At 36.1% G+C, this 18,515-nt stretch carries 14 protein-coding genes; 6 read left to right on the top strand and 8 right to left on the bottom strand.

Annotation, left to right across the window (positions count from 1 at the left end):
- The first annotated feature begins 59 nt into the window (after positions 1-59).
- Positions 60-2,423, top strand: a complete 2,364-nt coding sequence (locus ALGA_RS00760) for a type IA DNA topoisomerase (RefSeq protein ID WP_096427482.1) — start codon at positions 60-62, stop codon at positions 2,421-2,423.
- 317 nt (positions 2,424-2,740) lie between these two features.
- On the opposite strand, the gene ALGA_RS00755 is transcribed toward ALGA_RS00760, so the two are convergent.
- The 3 genes from ALGA_RS00755 to ALGA_RS00745 all read right to left on the bottom strand — a co-directional run bounded on the left by ALGA_RS00755 (position 2,741) and on the right by ALGA_RS00745 (position 5,998).
- Positions 2,741-3,247 (bottom strand): SixA phosphatase family protein, encoded by a 507-nt coding sequence (locus tag ALGA_RS00755; RefSeq protein WP_096427481.1) that lies wholly within the window; start codon positions 3,245-3,247, stop codon positions 2,741-2,743.
- Between the two features lie 35 nt (positions 3,248-3,282).
- Positions 3,283-5,394: a polyphosphate kinase 1 gene (gene ppk1, locus ALGA_RS00750; RefSeq protein WP_096427480.1), complete on the bottom strand. Its 2,112-nt coding sequence runs from the start codon at positions 5,392-5,394 to the stop codon at positions 3,283-3,285.
- 136 nt (positions 5,395-5,530) lie between these two features.
- Entirely contained in the window at positions 5,531-5,998 is a 468-nt protein-coding gene (locus ALGA_RS00745; RefSeq protein WP_096427479.1) for a hypothetical protein, read from the bottom strand.
- A gap of 388 nt (positions 5,999-6,386) precedes the next feature.
- Here ALGA_RS00745 and ALGA_RS00740 point away from each other — a divergent pair, with 388 nt between their 5' ends.
- Together ALGA_RS00740 and ALGA_RS00730 are read left to right on the top strand one after the other, a co-directional pair.
- Positions 6,387-6,857 (top strand): hypothetical protein, encoded by a 471-nt coding sequence (locus ALGA_RS00740; RefSeq protein WP_145957553.1) that lies wholly within the window; start codon positions 6,387-6,389, stop codon positions 6,855-6,857.
- A gap of 556 nt (positions 6,858-7,413) precedes the next feature.
- A complete protein-coding gene (locus tag ALGA_RS00730) occupies positions 7,414-7,611 on the top strand; it encodes a YwbE family protein (RefSeq protein WP_096427476.1) in 198 nt (65 codons plus the stop codon).
- A gap of 49 nt (positions 7,612-7,660) precedes the next feature.
- Here the strand turns inward: ALGA_RS00730 and ALGA_RS00725 are convergent, their stop codons facing one another.
- From ALGA_RS00725 to ALGA_RS00705, 5 genes are all read right to left on the bottom strand, one after another.
- Positions 7,661-12,133, bottom strand: coding sequence for a hypothetical protein (locus ALGA_RS00725; protein WP_096427475.1), 4,473 nt, complete (start codon positions 12,131-12,133; stop codon positions 7,661-7,663).
- Positions 12,134-12,262: 129 nt separating this feature from the next.
- Positions 12,263-13,105, bottom strand: coding sequence for a 50S ribosomal protein L11 methyltransferase (gene prmA / locus ALGA_RS00720; protein WP_096427474.1), 843 nt, complete (start codon positions 13,103-13,105; stop codon positions 12,263-12,265).
- Positions 13,106-13,207: 102 nt separating this feature from the next.
- Complete coding sequence (gene tpiA, locus ALGA_RS00715) at positions 13,208-13,963, bottom strand: triose-phosphate isomerase (protein ID WP_096427473.1); 756 nt, start codon at positions 13,961-13,963, stop codon at positions 13,208-13,210.
- Positions 13,960-15,213, bottom strand: a complete 1,254-nt coding sequence (locus ALGA_RS00710) for a BT_3928 family protein (RefSeq protein ID WP_096427472.1) — start codon at positions 15,211-15,213, stop codon at positions 13,960-13,962. Before ALGA_RS00710 ends, tpiA begins: the two co-directional genes overlap by 4 nt.
- A gap of 16 nt (positions 15,214-15,229) precedes the next feature.
- The gene (locus tag ALGA_RS00705) at positions 15,230-15,772 is read right to left on the bottom strand and encodes a DUF1599 domain-containing protein (protein WP_096427471.1); all 543 of its coding nucleotides are present in this window, start codon (positions 15,770-15,772) and stop codon (positions 15,230-15,232) included.
- A gap of 101 nt (positions 15,773-15,873) precedes the next feature.
- Here ALGA_RS00705 and folP point away from each other — a divergent pair, with 101 nt between their 5' ends.
- From folP to ALGA_RS00690, 3 genes are read left to right on the top strand one after another with little or no spacing between them, the layout of a single operon-like run.
- Positions 15,874-16,749 (top strand): dihydropteroate synthase, encoded by an 876-nt coding sequence (gene folP, locus ALGA_RS00700; RefSeq protein ID WP_096427470.1) that lies wholly within the window; start codon positions 15,874-15,876, stop codon positions 16,747-16,749.
- A gap of 52 nt (positions 16,750-16,801) precedes the next feature.
- Complete coding sequence (gene cdaA, locus ALGA_RS00695) at positions 16,802-17,593, top strand: diadenylate cyclase CdaA (RefSeq protein WP_096427469.1); 792 nt, start codon at positions 16,802-16,804, stop codon at positions 17,591-17,593.
- A 10-nt stretch (positions 17,594-17,603) separates the two neighbouring features.
- The gene (locus tag ALGA_RS00690; protein WP_096427468.1) at positions 17,604-18,470 is read left to right on the top strand and encodes a TIGR01777 family oxidoreductase; all 867 of its coding nucleotides are present in this window, start codon (positions 17,604-17,606) and stop codon (positions 18,468-18,470) included.
- The last annotated feature ends 45 nt before the right edge of the window (positions 18,471-18,515 follow it).

Here is an 18,515-nt window from a genome sequence, read left to right as displayed (position 1 = left end):
TTCAATTACGAACTGAATGATTGCCGAGAATTTTTTGCATTTAAACAGGAATAGTACGCATGATAGTTTGTATAGCTGAGAAACCAAGTGTTGCACGTGAAATTGCCCTAATATTAGGCGCAAAAAGTAAACGAGATGGATATTTTGAAGGAAATGGTTATCAAGTTTCATGGACTTTTGGCCATTTGTGTGGTTTAAAGGAACCTCATGAGTACGATCTAAATTGGAAGTATTGGCACTTGAATGACTTGCCAATCATTCCTGCGCGTTTCGGTATTCGTGTAATACCTAATAAAGGGGTTCAAAAACAGTTTGATACGCTAGCAAAATTAATTTCCAACGCTACAGAGGTAATTAATTGTGGTGATGCGGGTATCGAAGGGGAAGTGATTCAACGATGGGTTCTACACAAAGCCAAATGCAAGGTGCCGGTTAAAAGACTTTGGATATCATCTCTAACAGAAGAGGCTATTCGCGAGGGATTTAATAATTTACGGGATAGCAAGGAGTTTGATAAATTATATGCTGCAGGATCTTCAAGATCAATTGGTGATTGGCTTTTGGGAATTAACGCAACACGACTTTATACACTTAAATATGCCAATGGTAAATCTGTACTTTCCATTGGAAGAGTACAAACACCAACTTTGGCTTTAATTGTAAATCGTCAAAAGGAGATTGATAATTTTATCCCTCAAACTTATTGGGAACTAAAAACTATTTATCGTGAGGTAAGCTTTGCTGCAACTCATGGTCGATTCGATCGAAAGGAGCAAGGAGTTGATTTTCTGGATAAAATTAAATCGGAGCCATTCGAAATTGTTTCGGTTGAGAAAAAGAGTGGGGTTGAACAACCGCCAAGATTATATGATTTAACCTCTTTACAGGTGGATTGTAACCGGAAATTGGGCCTTTCGGCCGAGGATACGCTGCGCATGATTCAAAGTTTGTATGAGAAGAAATTAACTACATATCCTAGGGTTGATACCACTTACCTTACGGATGATTTGTATAAAAAGATACCCGGAATACTTCAAAAACTAAAATCATTTAGTGAATTTACCGAACCTCTTTTAAAGGCTAAAATTAAAAAATCAAAGAAGGTTTTTGATGATAAGAAGGTGACGGATCACCATGCTATTATTCCTACTGGTGTTGCCCCTGCGGGATTGTCGTACGACGAAAAGCAGGTTTATGACATAGTAACCCGAAGGTTTATTTCGGTATTCTATCCGGATTGTAAAGTGAGCAACACAACCGTATTGGGAAAGGTGACCACCATCGATTTTAAAGCAACAGGGAAACAGATTTTGGATCCGGGTTGGCGTGTTTTATATGCTAAAGACGGTAACATTGGCGACGGTGTTCTTCTTCCTTCTTTTGTGAAAGGGGAGAGTGGAGAACATGTTCCCGATTTGGCAGAAAAACAGACCCAAGCACCCAAACATTATTCAGAGGCAACATTGTTGCGAGCTATGGAAACTGCAGGAAAACAAGTCGATGATGATGAGTTACGGGAATTAATGAAGGAGAATGGAATTGGTCGTCCTTCGACTCGAGCCAATATTATTGAGACATTGTTTAAAAGGAAGTACATTAAAAGGGAAAAGAAACGACTTGAGGCAACAATTACAGGTATTCAGTTAATTGATACCATACAGAATGATTTGTTGAAATCGGCAGAGCTTACCGGACAATGGGAAAAGAAACTTCGGGAAATTGAGTTGGGTAACTACGAAGTAAACCAGTTTATGGCCGAACTTAAAAATATGGTTGTAGGAATTGTTTGGGATGTAAAATCGAGGAAAAACATCAGTCAAATTGAAGTGATTGATGAGGAGAAGGAAAAAGAAAAGAAAAAGTCTCAGGCTAAAGCACAGCCTGCTGCCAAGAAGGAATTAACTTGTCCTAAATGTGGAGAAGGGAAGATTTTAAAAGGCAAAAATGCTTGGGGATGCTCCAATTGGGGAAATGGATGTAAAATTCGAATTCCCTTTGAATTTGAAGGGAAAAAGTTAACCGATAAGCAAGTTGAGGGATTGGTGTTGAAAAAAATAACTCCCAAAATTAAGGGATTCGAAATTGGAGGGAAAAAGCAAAATGGTCAACTGGCATTTGCACCTGATTTTAGTATCGAATTCATTGCCGAGGAAGCTGACGTATGGACTTGTCCGGTTTGTAAGACAGGGACACTCCTTAAAGGGAATGCTGCCTATGGTTGTTCCAATTACCGAAACGGATGTAAGTTTATTGTCCCTTTTGTTTTTATGGAGAAAAAGTTGAGCGAAGCCCAAATAAAGTCGTTAGCCACTCAAGGAAAAACGCCTCTGATTAAAGGCTTTAAAGATCCGCAATCACAAGAATCAGTTGATGGCAAATTAATTTTGGATAATCAGGGAAAGATCATTTTTGGGAAACAGTAATTGAAGTATTTACCTATTTGTTTATGGTATTGTGAACATTCCGGCAAAATAGAATTTCTCATTTTTCTTGACAAAAGAGAATACTAACCCATAAGCTCCTTCAGGAGCTTACTTACATTTAATATTATAACTAACAATACTATCATTCATAAATGTCGAAAATCCTTATTGGTCAAGGTATCGAGATGCATTAAATTATCAAGGTAATTTTGAAAAATAATTTCTTATTTGAAGAAGCTATTAATAATATTGATGTAAGTATTTTGAAAAAGTGAATCACAGTGTTATTGTAATAATCATTTTTTAAATATCCCCACCTACTTCGCCTCCTTATACTTCTTAGGGTACTCGTATAAAGCCAATTTTCCTGTTCTTACTTCAATGTCAGCCCATTTATCAACATGAAAATCGATGCCAATTACTGTACAGGTTGGTACCGCGTTATAAAACTCTTCGGTAAGGTTAAAGGCCAAATATTCAATGCTAGGATTGTGTCCAACCACCATAATGGTATCATTCTGTTTTCCCAATTGGTTGAGTAAGTCTAAAAATTCATGGGTGGTGAAACCATCGTACAAATCATCGTTTTGCTCAATTTTATCGATTGGGTATTGCAATACATTGGCAAACAGTAAAGTAGTTTCAATAGCCCTGTTGGCGGGACTAGAAATAATCAAGTCTGGAATTATATCCTTTAAAAATAGCTTGTTTGCAATTAGTTTTGAATCATTTATTCCTCTGTCAACCAAACTACGTTGATAGTCCGAAATATCGTATCTAATAACTTCTGTTTTAGCGTGTCTAACAAGAATCAGTCGTTTCATTGGGTTTGTGGCTTTAGGAGTAATTATTTCAAGTTTTATACGGAATCTTTTGCGGATCGGGTTTTTCTTGATTTGCTTAAAATTCCCTTTTTGTTTAAGTAGGCGAAAATTTCCTTTTGTGATTGAATTTTCTTTGTTTTCCCATTGATTGGAATGGGTAAATTATTAAATTTTCCATCTAAAAGTCGGGCACTAACATTATCCTGAAGTTGGATGTTCAAAATATCAATAATCTCTTTTTTTATTTTTTTATCCTGAATTGGAAAGGCACATTCAATTCGTCGGTGTATATTTCGATTCATCCAATCGGCCGAAGACAGGTACAGGAGTTTTTCTCCTAAATTGTGAAAGTAGAAGATTCTTCCATGCTCTAGGAATTGATCAACAATACGAATAATCCGAATGTTTTTTGCGTAGGTTTTGTTTGGTTTCAGACAACAAATTCCACGAATAATAAGGTCGATTTTCACTCCTTTTTCGCTGGCTTCGTATAATTTGGTAATCATATCGCGTTCCTGAAGGCCATTCATTTTAAGAATAATATAGCCTTTCTGCCCATTTTTCACATTCTGAATTTCCTGATCAATTAATTCAATCAGGCTTCTTCTTAGATTAAATCTACCCACCAAAAGTTTTCTAAATTCATATCCCTCCGTTTGATTTTCAAGATAATCGAATAGTTGTTTCAACTCGGTAATAATTACTTCATCGGAAGTTAGTAAGCCATGGTCAGAATAAATTTTGGCTGTGTTCTCATTAAAATTACCGGTGCTTAAAAAAGCATAATCCTTTTTATCGCCTTTACGCAATACCAAAGCTAGTTTGGCGTGAACTTTTAGTCCGGGAATACTGTCAATAATCTTTACTCCGGCTTTTCTCATTTCACTTGCCGATCTCAAATTGGCTTCTTCATCGAAACGCGCCTTAACTTCAACAAATACGGTCACTTTTTTACCGTTTAATGCAGCATTAATTAATGCATTTACAACGGCCGAATTATCGGCAACCCGATATTGAGTCGCTTTAATTTCTTCAACTTTAGGATCTACGGCAGCTTCGTTTAAAAAGCGAATTACATATTCGTACGACTGATAAGGGAAATGAAGAATTTGATCTTTTAGTCGAATGGTTTTAAAAACTGATTTATTAGCATGCAATTCATCCACCTTTAAGGGATGAAACAATTCTTGCTCTAGTTCAGGATATTTTGGATTTGGAAAACCGAAGAAATCCTGAAAATTATGATATCGGGCTCCTTTAACCATGTCATTGTTTAACAGATTAAACGAATCTTTTAGAAATTTAAGAAAGTCTTTTGGGATTTCTGCATCATATAAAAAGCGTGAAGGAGTGCCAGTTTCCCGTTTTTTTAAACTGTTCGCGATCATTTTAATTAAATCGCCTGAATATTCATCTTCAATCAGTAAATCGGCATCGCGGCTAAGCTTAAAGCTGTAGCTGGAATCTATCTTGTAGCCAGGAAACAATAGCTTCATCCGCAATTTAATAATGTCGTCGAGAAACATGATGAAATGCTTGTCATCTTTCGCAGGTAATTCTATAAAGCGAGGGAAACGATGACTTGGAACTTTTATAATCGCGTATCGGGAACGACGAGCCTTTGGAGCTCCTTCTTCCTCTTCTTTTTTGTTTTTTTTAAACAACTTAACCGCAATATAAATCACGTTATTTTGAAGAAAAGGCTGAATCTGCTTTTTCAGTAACAGGATGGGCTGAACATGAGGCAACAAATTATCAAGAAAAAAATCTTTTACGAACTGATGATGCTCTTCGCATAAGGCCTGATCTCGCAGTAGAACAATATTTTCCTCTTCCAACGCAGGAATAATTTGCTGCGTAAAAATGTTCCCAAATTCATTTTGCTGACGATCAACTTCAGCGTTGATGTTTTTCAATATAGCATCAGGATTCTCTCGCAGAATATCCTTGTCTTCGTCTGGTAATTCGGTAAAGCGTTTGTAGGTCCCCAGGCGCACCCGATAGAATTCATCGAGGTTTGAAGAATAGATTGCTAAAAATTTGATTCTCTCGTATAATGGCAGTGATGTGTTTGAAGCCTCTTGTAAGACTCTTTTATTGAAGGATAACCAACTTAAATCTCTGTTAAGGAACTGATATTTTGGCATATGATGATGGACTTTGGAATATTTATCTATACAGATAAAATTAAGCATTTTTTTGTTTCCATAGCTATCTATTGTTGGCTTATGCAAAGGTTTTCCTTACTTTCCTTACTTGTAAGAATTAGTTTGTTTTGATTTGCTAACTTTTGTTTGTTGAAATTTTTACGTTGGCATAACTCATGTTTTTGAAGAAATCGGAATAGGCATCGTCTTTTGTAATCGACATTTTATGCTTTAATCCATTTGTAAATTCGAAAGCTAATTTCGCATTTTTTTTCGATTCCCGAATGCGAACCGTTTTTATTTCCCGGAAAGTAAACTCCTTGCCATCCATTGTTTTAGCTTCCTTGTATTTATATATTGTAAGAATGGTTAGTGCAAAACTAATTATGAGGATGGATATGAAAAAAATCATCTCATAATTTGATTCATCTCTGTATGCACTGTACAGATTTAAAGAGTTTGAAATGATTAAAATGGGAATAAGAATAATAGGTACTGAAAAACTAAAAAAATTCTTTTGAAAACTGAGTTTAGTATAAGAGAATGAAATATGACCATTGTTTGAGAATCTGGCTTTAACGACTTGCTGATTAGAGACCTTCATTCTTTTCGGTTGTTTGTTAAAAAACTGTTCTTATAATAGTTGTCTGATGATATACTGTACAATTTAACTAAGAATATACCAATTAATTTATCATGAATATATTGCTTTTTTACTTAACCTCATAATTTAATTGTTGATGTATGGGCGGTTTCGTTTAAATGTTCAACTAATTCCTGCCAGATTAACCGTAGTTATCTTTTTATCGATTATGGGGTGGTTCGTATTTGTCTCATAAGTATCTGCAGTAGAAACAATAGGGTTGTGATGTGTGTTTGTAATTAATACATAATATAAATAAACACATTTTGTTGTGTTCTGTGAAATGTTTTAATAAATTACATAAGTAAATTATTAAGGGTAATATAAACAAACATTTTAAATGACAAATATGGAGAATAAAATTTCATTTATATTAACACCTGAAGAGCAAAGTCAGGTAAATCAGGCATTGGTTACCTTAAAAACAGTTTTGGAGCCAAAATTGATTTCTTTATTGGCAAGTGATAAAAAGGAGTTGCCTAAAATGGGCGATAAAACATTGGCATTTGTCGAGAAATCGCTCGAATATGCTCGAATATATCCCGATTTTATGCCAAATTTTATTGATGTGCCCGAAGCAAAATTAGATTTGGAAAGTGTTAAAGCATTACGCCAAATACTAACGCCACTGGAGCGCATTACAAACGAAATTGATGATACAATGACTTTGGCTGGAAGTGAAGCTTACAGCGCGTCGTTATCGGTATATAAAGTTTTGAAAAATGCTGCCAGTATGGGACAGCCAGGTGCTGCAGAAGCTAGTGCCGAATTAAAGAACCGTTTTCCCGGCAAAAAGAAAACTGTTGTAATTAGTGAATAATTTTTTGAGAATATCCCTTTAACTGCATACAATTGAATGTCCCGGGTACTTGTGTCCGGGTTTTTTTATGTGTTGATTTTAACCCATAGTTAAGAAAATCATTGTTTGCTTGTTCTCTTTCCTGTTTGCATAAGGAAACGTCCTATCCAAAGAGGCAATTTTCCTATTCCGATAGGGAAACTTCCCTGTTGAATAAGGATTGTTCCCTGTTTTATACAGCAACTTGCTGCTATGGGCATCAAGCTTTCTTCTGTAACCAGCAAGCTACTTGTAAAAAGAGGCATGCTTCTCTATTGTGATTGCAAGCTTGTTTGTTACAGATGCATGCATGCCTCTTTGGGGCAAGTTGCTCTGTTTTTTTTGCAAGCTTCCTGCAGCGGGAGGCAAGCTTGCTGTAAAAAGAGGGATGTCCGAGTATGGAGGTAGTAATTTTTCAATAAAAAGTGCGATGCTCGATATCCTACTGACAGTAAAATATCCGCTTGGTTGATAATCCGTAAAAAGGCTTTACTTTTACTCTGTAGAGATTTACAATAATATTCTTAAAAATATAGAAATGAAAGACGGAACAAAGAGGGCAGATATTCATCCAGGACTTGAGGTTCGAATTGTGCTGAAAGCCGATCAGCGATCAGGAAAACTGACCGAAGGGGTTGTGAAAAATTTGTTAACCAATTCGCACATGCATCCACATGGCATTAAGGTAATGCTCGAAAATGGTCAGGTGGGTAGGGTAAAGGAAATTATTGAATAATGGGAGTGTAGAGGCGCAGCATGCTACGCCTCTACGAAAACCCCACAATCTATAAATTAAATTGCTTCAGAAATTTTGTTTTTTGAGAGCGCGGACAAATAATATACGAATACGGATTTTTCTTTAACGGATCTTTAAATTCACGATTTTTTTCTTTGGTTTCGTGCAGTATGGTATTGAATTCCTCGTTCGATGATCTTACAAACATCACTCCATGGTGATATTCGAAAAAGAACCATGTCGATTTATCAATTTCAAGATACATGGTTAATCGGTTTCCACTTCGTTTCTTGTCCAGTTCTATTTTCCCTTTTATACTTTTATTGATTTGCTTATCGTTGATATTTCCTATTCCAATTTCACCAATTGATTGATATGCCTTAGATTCTTTGTCCCAAATAAAATCGAGATTGTTGAAATAGATGGTGTGTAAAAGTTCATTAGGCAAGGTTTTAAATGTGCCGTTACCATCCATTTCAAGCACCGCTAATTCGGCTCTTTTGCGTCCCATTATTTCAGCCAGTTTTCTGGTGTAGTTCTGCTTGTTGATGTTTGTGGGTTTTAAATTGGCTTGAGTAAAGGCTGTTTCCATAATCTTCATGGCCTGATTATTCATAAAGAAATCAACACCAAAAATCAAATCAAGGGTTACAATATCACTCGATAAATCGTGCTCGATAGCTCCGGCCGAAATTTGTTTTATTTGTCCCAATTCGGCTCCCAGATTAACCAGTCCTTCTCCTCTCATATTGCAATTGCCCTGATAAAAAGAAAGGATACTTCCACTTGCGTCCATATCTTGCAGTTTTTCTTTTGAGGCAATCTGGTAGGCCTGGAAATTAGGTTTGTAGGTCAGGAATCCTCTGGCTTCCAATAATACATTGTCGGTGTAAAATATTCTGCGCGACAGGAATGACGAGTAGATATGAATGGAATCGTTCGTTAAGAAAAAGCTATTGTACAGCATTAAACTCTCGTCATCTGTTACGTGCAAATCAACAGGGATATAAATCTCTTTCGGATCAATCTGTGAATTGAAATCAAGCCAATTGTCCCCAATGCTTTCACATTTGTTGTGAATTTTGGTCTGTCCCTGAAAGAAAAGAGATTTTTCGCGTGCTTCCAATCTCACTTTTCCTTTGTAATCAAAATCTGGACTAAGGCTAAACGATTTTTCTTCGGGCAGATTTCCCATGGCAATGGTTTGTCCGAGGCTATCTACATCTATCACATCAAAAAACAGTTCCTGTTCACCTTCTGTTGCATCCAAATAGCTGTAATTACCCGATCCGGAATAAGAATTTTTGCTGTGAATATTAATGCTTGCATTAAAAATATTGTGAAACGAATTAATCGTGTCTGCCAGTACTTTAGAGTTCCGAAGCGTTTGCATCAGTCCTCCGTCTTCAATGTTAACATCTCCCTTGTCAGGATATATTTTAGCATCGGCAACAGCCAAATCCATCACATATTTTGCTTTAATAGTATGATCGATGGAACTGTATCGTGCTAAAGGTGTCATAAAGCTCAGTGAATCTTGTTTCATACTGGTAGAAATAAATTCATTGTAAGCTGTTTTTGGTAAGCTTTCCATTTTACCTTGTTCCCATAATGAGGCCAAGTTGCTTTCATCCTCACTTCCGAATAGAAGTTCTTGTTTGTCCATTTCCCAGTCGAAACTATTGATGTAAGCCATGTATTTGTTTGAAGGGAATTCACTAATGCTACCTACAGTTGTGCTTGTAAATTGTCCCGTTCTGCTGTTAAAGTCGATATATGCTCTTACATCTTTACTTTCGAAGGCATAACCTTCTGCATCTGTATTTTTCAGCTTAAAACCAGCTGTATCTGCAACAATGGTTTTTGGGGTGTAGGTAAAATAATCTGATTGGAGTTCAGCATTAACCAATTCCATGTCGCCAAGTCCGGTAATTTCTGTTGGGGTTATTTTGAGTGTTCCGGAAAGTGTTGCTAACTTTTTATACATATCAATAGGCAGAGCAGTACTCTTCACGTAAAGTTCATCTTTGTACGGATACCATGTTGCGAAAATTTTCTCGCCATTCACTTCCGGGTTGTTCATATGCGAAGCCAACTCTTTTAGCTCGAAACTTTCCGCTTGTGTTGTCATTATTTCCGGTCTGAATACGAATTTCTCAGATTTTGTAGTAGAGGTAAGGTAGTTTAGTGTTCCATCACCAATTAAGCCAGCATTGGAAAGGTGAATGGTATCCGTAAAAGTTCCTTTACCATAAACGGGTAAGCCGTTTTGAGGGGTTACGTGATAAAATCCCAGAGAATTATCATCAGCAATACTTAGTGTTTCTCTAAATGTTGGGAATATGCTATCGGAAACAAAAGTTCCTTTTAATGAAATGTCTTCCTTTTTAAAGTTGTTTATATTGTTGATTGTGTAAGGATCAACCTTGAAATAGAATGCTTCCTTTTTATAAGCCCCATCTTGAATTTTTTTGCTGTCGTAATATACAAAACAAGAGTCCGAGCTATTAAAAATTGGATATTCTGCGTAATTTTTCAATCCCGACTTGTTGTTAGGGTCATCAATTAATAAATTTCCCGTTATTTTTTCCAATACACTTCCTAAGCGCGCTGTGTATCTTCTTCCGTAGGTTGAAAGCGAATCATTTACGATGTTTATTTGCAGGGAGTCAATCAGGTCAAGGTCAATTTTGAAATTTTCATACGAGAAATTAAAATCCTTTCCATACAGATCCAGTAATCCGGCCATAATTCTTCCGTCGAACTGAAAATCGCGATCCTTTTTAAGTGTTATTTTTTGATGTTTTGGAAAGATGACAACATTTTGAGAATCACTAACAGCGATGTGTCTTACACCGTTAATATCCAAATTGTAACTTCCCATACGAAGGGTCGCATCATCTTCATTATTTTCTGTTTCAGTTGAAAATCGTATTACATCGTAATCTTGTCGTCCCATTCCCGATTTAATGTAGTCGGTAAGGCGTTGCTGCAAGGTCACTTCATCGGTGTTTCTGTTGTAGATTACAAATCCTTGAAACGACAAGCGAATAATTTGCTGACGTACCTGATTAACCGGTTTTTTAATGAAATTGGCGTATTCCATTGCCGTAAATGTTTCAACATAAGAGTAGTCGGCATATTTATGCAGGGAGACCAAAGGGTTCTCCTTATCCATCCCTTGTATCTTCATAAATCGATTGATACTAAAATAATTCATCGACTCGAAGTGTGCCTGACGACTTGTAGCGCCTTTCATACTTGTAAAGTGCATTAGGTTTTCATCCATATTCCATATCAACATTCCAAAATCCATAATCAGATTGTGATAGGTGTTGAAGTAGGGACTCAATGCAATTCCTTCTCCTTCGCGGATTAAATTGACTTCTTTTTTGTCTGGGAAATATTGAAATAACAAGCCGGGGTGATAGATTTGACAAGTATCAAGAAGAATTTCAATTTCGGTATCTTTCCCAACAACACGATTATTATGAAATGAAAAGTGTTCAGATCTTGCTCTTAAGAATAATGTGTCATGTCTGGATAATTCAATAACCGAGGGTAATTCAGGACTTCCTTTTCCCAGAAATTTAGCTCCATGAATGGCAATACCTCCTTTGTAATTAAGGTTTTCGAATAGGTTTTTAATTTCTATTTCCTTCTCGAACGATTCAAAACGAGGATAGATTGCCAAAGATGGATCATTCACTGAGTTCATTTTATCAGAGAGACTGCCCTCAATTTTATCATCAAAAAGTTCCTTGTTATAGTAACTAACCGTGTCAATTTGGAAAGATGTTTTTTGCGTATCTATAGTATATGAATCGAATGTTGCAAATTCTTCCGAATCGCTTTTCCCAGCTCTCTTCCATGTTACCTTTCCTTTGTTTCCGGTCCAAATCCTTTCGAAAGGATCATAAATTCCGCTTGTATTGTAAATGCATGAACTATCGCGCTGTGCGATGCAATATAGGTCGGCCTGATCGAATTGAATACTTAATTTTTTATCGAACAAGAATTTGAATTTTGCATTCTTACATTTCCATTTGGTTGCGTATGATTCATGGATGATTGTATCCTGTAATAAATTTTGTGTTTGAATTAGAAAGTCATGAGTAGCACTTAACCTATTCTTTTTATTACTGATCTGATGAATCAAACCCTTCTCCCAATTGGAGTAATCTTTCTCATCCCGATTTTGCTGTTGAAACAACATCAGCGTTTTAAAATAGTTGTAAAAATCAGGAAATGATCTTGCTTTTCTTGAAAGGAAAATATCGCAGATTTCGTATATATTCTTTCGTTTTTCACTGGTCATTTCCGGAGAGAACCAAAAAACAGGAAATTGATCCTCAAACTCTTTGCTTTCCTTCTTTTTGGTTGGATGATCCATAAATTTCAAAAATTCATCTTGAAATGTAATCGAGTCATGAGAGAAGGACTTTATACTTTGCGCTAAGACTGAATTACTTGAAATTGCGATTCCAAAAAACAGGATAAAAGAGAAGAGAAGCTTATTCATTGTAAATGAAGTTTCATGTGTAGATTTTTTTGCAAAGGCAATTTAACAAATTTGCTTGGATCAGGAAAGTAAATTGCCAGTTCTGTATTCTGTTTCAGAAATTACGAGAACCGGCAATTGTAAATTGTTTTATTTTTTTGTGAAGCGAACGGCAACCCAATTCAAATCAACTTTATGGCTGATGTATTCCAAGTTGTTTTTTTCAGCTTCCTCTTTAATGTACTTTAAATCTTCAGTATAGAATCCACTCATGATCAAATTGCCATTTTTAGGAAGACATGCAACGTAATGATGCATATCATTAAGCAAGATATTTCGGTTGATGTTGGCCAAAACAACATCGTATTTTTTCCCATCTAATAAAGCTGCATCACCAAGAAAAATGGATACGTTTTCAGCCTTGTTGTTTTTGATGTTTTCCAATGAGTTTGTATAAGGCCATTCGTCAATGTCGATAGCATCTACTTTTGAAGCATTTCGTTTTGATGCTAAAATTGCCAGTAAGCTAGTTCCACATCCCATATCTAAGACCGTTTTTCCTTCTAAATTTAATTCAAGAATGGTTTGAACCATTAGTGAAGTTGTAGAGTGGTGTCCTGTTCCAAATGACATTTTTGGATCGATCACAATATCGTAAGGAACTTTTGGTGTGTCGGTGTGAAAAGAAGCTCTTATCACCACTTGATCGGAGATGATCACGGGACTAAAATTGGATTCCCAAAGTGCATTCCAATCTTGAGATTCAATTGTTTTGTGCGAATAGCTCAATTTAAAAGGAGCATTGGGTAAATGATTAAGACTAAGTTGGTTCACTGCATCCATATCGAACAGAGGAGCCTGTATGTATGCTTCAACAGCATCTTCATTTTGTGTAAAACTCTCGTAATCCAATTCTCCCAGCTCGGCAATTACTATTTCGGCAATTTCTTCCGAGAAAGGTTGAATCTGGCATTTCAGTTCAATATAATCCATTGTTTTGGTCTTACTATTTTGAGGGTACAAGTTAATTTAATCCTTATCAAAAAACAAAAGCCGATACTACTGTATCGGCTTTAATCATATATGTTTACGCTATTAAAAAGCGGTAATAATTCCCATGAAATCTTCAGCGTTAAGAGAAGCTCCACCAATTAAACCTCCGTCTACATCAGCATTTTCGAATAATTCTTTCGCATTAGATGGCTTACAGCTTCCTCCGTAAAGGATAGATGTATTGTCTGCAACTTCCTGACCGTATTGAGCAGCTACAGTCTTACGGATAAATGCATGCATTTCTTGTGCTTGAGCAGAGGAAGCTGTTACGCCTGTTCCAATAGCCCAAACTGGTTCGTAAGCCAAAACAATTTTTCCAAATTCTTCAGCTGATAAGTTGAATAATCCTTCAGCAATCTGAGTTTTAACAACATCAAAATGTTTTTCTGATTGACGTTCTCCAAGAACTTCACCAAAACAGAAAATTGGAGTTAGGCCGTTTGCAAGACTTAGAGCTACTTTTTTAACTAACTTCTCGCTAGTTTCGCCATAGTATTCTCTGCGTTCCGAATGACCAAGAATAACATATTTGCTTCCTGTTGATTTAATCATCGAAGCTGAAATTTCTCCCGTGTAGGCTCCGCTAACCTCGTCTGCACAGTTTTGTGCAGCAACACCAATTTTATCACTAACAATTTTGTTTACTTCTGTTAAGTGGATAAAAGGAGTGCCAATTACAACATCGACTCCATTAAGCTCAGTTTTTTCAACTAAATCATTGATTTGTCCCGCCAACACAACACCTTCTTCAAGTGTATTGTTCATTTTCCAGTTTCCTGCAACAATTTTCTTTCTCATAATCGTAATCTGTTTTTTGCCCCTGCAAATCGAATTCTAATCAGACTGAAAAGAACAAGAAGCAATAGCAACGTTGATGTAATACTAATAATAAATAGAATGATATTTAGTGTTTGATGTTTTGTAATAGAGTAGGCTGCAAGATCGCCTTGAAGTTGCTTTGCTTCAGGAAAATCTCTAAAATGCCATTTGTCAAGAATAGTTCCCTTTCTAATAAAAACCAATCCCGGATTTGACCGGATAATTGTTTTTAACTGAATTTCATCTGTATTGTAAAAGTCAAAAGGAAGTTCGTGTGATGATTTAAATGCTTCAATTTCTCTATTTCCCGATGATGTTAAGCCAATAAACTGAATGTTGTTATTCAAAGAATAAATAGCCAAGTCGTTTATTTTGCTTGCTGTTTCATCATCAATTTCTGAAATGTTTTTTGAAATCAACAAAAATGAGTATCCTTCATTGTTCAAAACCATATTGGTTATATCTCCATCAATATCATTCGAAATCGAAAAATCGTGAATAGGAGGAGTATATCCTTCTTTTATTTTTATTTGTTCAGAATCAACATATTTCCATGTTGTGTCCTGCCAAGGATAATTCGTTTCGTCGAACTCTTTTACCACGCCATCTTTTTCATATTTTAGAATACTTCGGTATTCACTGGCAGGTGCTCCGTCGGGAATTTTCATTCCATCACTAATATTAGCACCAATATGATAGGGTCTGAAATCAATTAATGGCAAATGACCATACGAATAGTTTGAGATCCAAACGGAAATACAAAGGGCGAAACCAATTAGCAGGTTCTGCTCCCAAACAGGATGCTGATTATCATCTTTTTTTCTCCTGAAAAAGATCACTAATGTGAACGCAAGTATGATGATGTTTTTCCCAAAGGTTTCCCAATTGCTAAGAATCAAGGCGTCTCCAAAACAGCCACAGTCAGTCACCGGGTTGGTAAGCGCCAGAATAAAGGTTAGAGGGGTGAAGAAAATCATGAATAGGAGCGCAAGCCAGGCAGTAATGTTTTTTCTGCTGTTGAATATCAAAGCCATCCCCAGCGTAAATTCAAGAGTAGATAAAAGAATTGCCAAAGGAAAGGCAATCTCCTTTAATCCATCCAAGCCAAAGGCCAGAAAATAATCTGTGAATTTGAAGGTTGAACCCATTGGATCAACCGCTTTTACAAATCCGGAGAAGATAAAAATCAGCCCCACAAAAATACGACTTACGAATTGTAATATTCTCATAATATGATGAATCTTATTAGGCGTTCTCGAATTCAATTTTAATTAGACCAAAAACAGCGTAATTAATCATATCGAAATAGTTGGCATCAATACCTTCTGATATTAATGTTTTTCCTTGCAGATCTTCAATTTGTTTGGTTCGGTTAATTTTCATCAAGATTAAATCGGTATACGAACTAACCCGCATACTTCGCCAAGCTTCATCGTAATCGTGATTCTTGGCTTCCATTAATTCCTTAGCCTCTGTAAAATATTTTAAGTATAGTTCAAGAGCTTTCTCATTAGGAAGTTCATCTTCTGAAGGACCAAGTTCCAATTGTATAATACCCATAATGGAATAGTTTACAATTCCGATAAATTCATCCCGAATATTGTCCTCAATTTTACTGATGCCTTTGGTTTCAAGACTTCTTATTCGTTGTGCTTTAATGTATATCTGATCGGTTATGGAGCTTGGGCGAAGAATTCTCCAGGCAGTTCCGTAATCGTGCATTTTTTTTGTGAAGATATCCGTACAGATTTTAATAATCGAATTGTATTGTTGGTCTGTTTTATTCATAATTTATTTTAGAAATATTCTCCGTAAAAGTAAGGAAATAGCTTAAGCGAAGGTATTTTATTTTACTTTTGCTTCCGTATTTGTCCAAAAAGAAATTCGTAATGCAAAATTATAAAACAAATTGTTTTAACAGCGATAATCTGTGTATTAAGTGTGGGGATAAGGTAATAAATTTTGAAAAGCCTTTGGTTATGGGGATTTTGAATCTTACTCCAGATTCATTTTATGACGGCGGTTCTTATCTTGATAAAACAGCTATCGTTAAGCGAGCGGAACAAATTCTTTCTGATGGTGCGGAAATTATTGATTTGGGAGCTTATTCTACTCGACCGGGAGCGGCGGAAGTTTCAACTGAAAATGAGATTCTTAGAATGATGCCTGCTGTTGATTGTATCCGTAAAGAATTTCCAAATGCTATTTTGTCTATTGATACTTTTAGAGCAGAAGTAGCTGAAAGCGTTGTTGCCGAATTTGGTGCCTGCATTATTAATGATATTTCTGGAGGAACTATGGATGAGAAAATGTTCCATACTATTGGCAAGCTAAAGGTTCCGTACATCATGATGCACATTAAGGGAACCCCACAAACAATGCAGCAAAACCCTATTTACGATCATTTGATGAATGATATGCTTAGTTTTTTTCGATCCCAAATTAAAAGATTAAATGATTTTGGAGCAAAAGATATTATTATTGATCCTGGATTCGGATTTGGAAAAACATTGGACCACAATTATGAAATCATAGCTAAGCTTCAGAATTTTAATCAATTGGACTTGCCCGTATTAGTTGGCTTTTCTCGTAAATCGATGATTTATAAATTTTTAGGCGGAGATGCTTCTTCCAGTTTGAATGGGACTACTGCTTTAAATATGATGGCATTGGAACAAGGGGTAAACATTTTGAGGGTGCACGATGTGAAAGAAGCAGTTGATTGTGTTAATCTGTATTCGAAGATCAAATCCTCATTGCAGTAATATGTCCAATAAAATTGTAATTTTGTTAACAGACTGAACTTAATAGAAAATAATGACCACAGCATTCATTACTCTTGGACTATTTGATATTCTTGATATATTACTTGTCGCCTTTTTACTATATCAGGTTTACATGCTAATTAAGGGAACTGTTGCAATCAACATATTTGTTGGCTTGTCTCTTTTTTACCTCATGTGGTTGTTTGTACGTGCATTAAACATGCAATTACTAAGCAGTATTCTTGGTCAGTTTATTGGCGTAGGTGTAATTGCATTAATTATTGTTTTTCAGCCGGAAATCAGGAGGTTTCTTCTTTTGCTTGGAACCAGATATAATGTAAGCCAGAGATTCAACTTGCATAATTGGTTTGCTCTTGATGAAAGAGGGATCCCTGACATTGAAATCAGATCAGTTGTTGGCGCATGTGAGTACATGTCAAAAACGAAAACGGGTGCTCTGATTGTAATTGCAAAAAATATGGATTTACAAAGTTATGCGGATACGGGTCAAATTTTAAAGGCAAGAGTATCTAAAAATCTCTTAGAAACCATATTTTTTAAAAATTCACCTCTTCACGATGGTGCTGTAGTTTGGGCAAATAGTAGATTGCTCGCTGCCCGTTGCATATTACCCGTTTCAGATGACACGAATATTCCGGGTAGTCTGGGGTTAAGGCACAGGGCGGCTATTGGAATGACTCAGGCAACAGATTCGCATGTAATTACTGTATCTGAGGAAACAGGAAATATCTCATATGTAATGGGAGGGAATATTAAGGTGCGGATTAGTCCAAGCGAGTTGCGAACATTTTTAGAGGGCGATTTTTCAAGTTTTATCATTTAATCTGTAAGAAATGAAAATTGGAATCACTGGAGGAACAGGTTTAATAGGATCTCATTTGATTGAAAAATTGAAAGGTGAACTGAATGCTGATATTTTATTGATTCCAAGAAATATACTGTACGGAAATGTTCAGGATCTTTCTGTTTTTATAAAATCTTGTGAAATAATTATTCATCTTTCGGGGGCACCAATTGTGTGCAGATGGAATTCAAGAAATAAACAAATACTTCGCGACAGTCGAATTCTTACAACTCAGAATCTGAGTCATGCAATTGGCTTGATGGAAACAAAACCAAGGCTTTTCATTTCAACTTCAGCTGTCGGCATTTACGATACAGATCATACGCACAGTGAGTCTAGTTCGAATTTTTCGACTGATTTCCTAGGAGACCTTTGTGTAGATTGGGAAAAGAGTGCTAATGAAGTGAAAATTCATGGTGTGCGCACTGTTATTTTCAGGTTGGGAGTTGTTTTAAGTGAAAAAGGAGGAGCATTGACAAAAGTTCTGCCGTTGTTCCGATTCGGACTAGGTGGTAAATTAGGAAATGGAAAACAGGCATTCCCTTTTATTCATATAAGCGATCTTGTAAATGCCTATGCATTTGTAATTGTAAATACAGACTCCGAAGGCACCTACAATTTGATTGCTCCGGAATTAATCACTAACAGAGATTATACAAAAACACTTTGTTCTGTCCTAAATCGCCCAGCCTTTTTTCACGTTCCGGCATTTATTCTTAGAGCGATTTTTGGAGAAGGGGCAAAAGTTTTGCTTTCGGGTCAAAAAGTTGTGCCCAAACGCTTGTTAGATATGGGTTTTCTATTTTATTTTCCAAGCATAAGAGCCAGTCTTACTTCACTTTTAAGTACTAAGTAGTTAAACTATTAGTAGCCGTTTTCGGATAGTTAGTCTCTAATATAT

It is taken from the genome of Labilibaculum antarcticum (assembly GCF_002356295.1).
GTDB lineage: Bacteria > Bacteroidota > Bacteroidia > Bacteroidales > Marinifilaceae > Labilibaculum > Labilibaculum antarcticum.
This window is presented reverse-complemented; position numbering and strand designations above follow the sequence as displayed.

Excerpts from the sequence above, each read along its gene's own strand:
- ALGA_RS00760 (WP_096427482.1), top strand. The coding sequence starts at position 60 with ATGATAGTTTGTATAGCTGAGAAACCAAGTGTTGCACGTGAAATTGCC.
- ALGA_RS00755 (WP_096427481.1), bottom strand. The coding sequence starts at position 3,247 with ATGAAACGACTGATTCTTGTTAGACACGCTAAAACAGAAGTTATTAGA.
- ppk1 (WP_096427480.1), bottom strand. The coding sequence starts at position 5,394 with ATGCCAAAATATCAGTTCCTTAACAGAGATTTAAGTTGGTTATCCTTC.
- ALGA_RS00745 (WP_096427479.1), bottom strand. The coding sequence starts at position 5,998 with ATGAAGGTCTCTAATCAGCAAGTCGTTAAAGCCAGATTCTCAAACAAT.
- ALGA_RS00740 (WP_145957553.1), top strand. The coding sequence starts at position 6,387 with ATGGAGAATAAAATTTCATTTATATTAACACCTGAAGAGCAAAGTCAG.
- ALGA_RS00730 (WP_096427476.1), top strand. The coding sequence starts at position 7,414 with ATGAAAGACGGAACAAAGAGGGCAGATATTCATCCAGGACTTGAGGTT.
- ALGA_RS00725 (WP_096427475.1), bottom strand. The coding sequence starts at position 12,133 with ATGAATAAGCTTCTCTTCTCTTTTATCCTGTTTTTTGGAATCGCAATT.
- prmA (WP_096427474.1), bottom strand. The coding sequence starts at position 13,105 with ATGGATTATATTGAACTGAAATGCCAGATTCAACCTTTCTCGGAAGAA.
- tpiA (WP_096427473.1), bottom strand. The coding sequence starts at position 13,963 with ATGAGAAAGAAAATTGTTGCAGGAAACTGGAAAATGAACAATACACTT.
- ALGA_RS00710 (WP_096427472.1), bottom strand. The coding sequence starts at position 15,213 with ATGAGAATATTACAATTCGTAAGTCGTATTTTTGTGGGGCTGATTTTT.
- ALGA_RS00705 (WP_096427471.1), bottom strand. The coding sequence starts at position 15,772 with ATGAATAAAACAGACCAACAATACAATTCGATTATTAAAATCTGTACG.
- folP (WP_096427470.1), top strand. The coding sequence starts at position 15,874 with ATGCAAAATTATAAAACAAATTGTTTTAACAGCGATAATCTGTGTATT.
- cdaA (WP_096427469.1), top strand. The coding sequence starts at position 16,802 with ATGACCACAGCATTCATTACTCTTGGACTATTTGATATTCTTGATATA.
- ALGA_RS00690 (WP_096427468.1), top strand. The coding sequence starts at position 17,604 with ATGAAAATTGGAATCACTGGAGGAACAGGTTTAATAGGATCTCATTTG.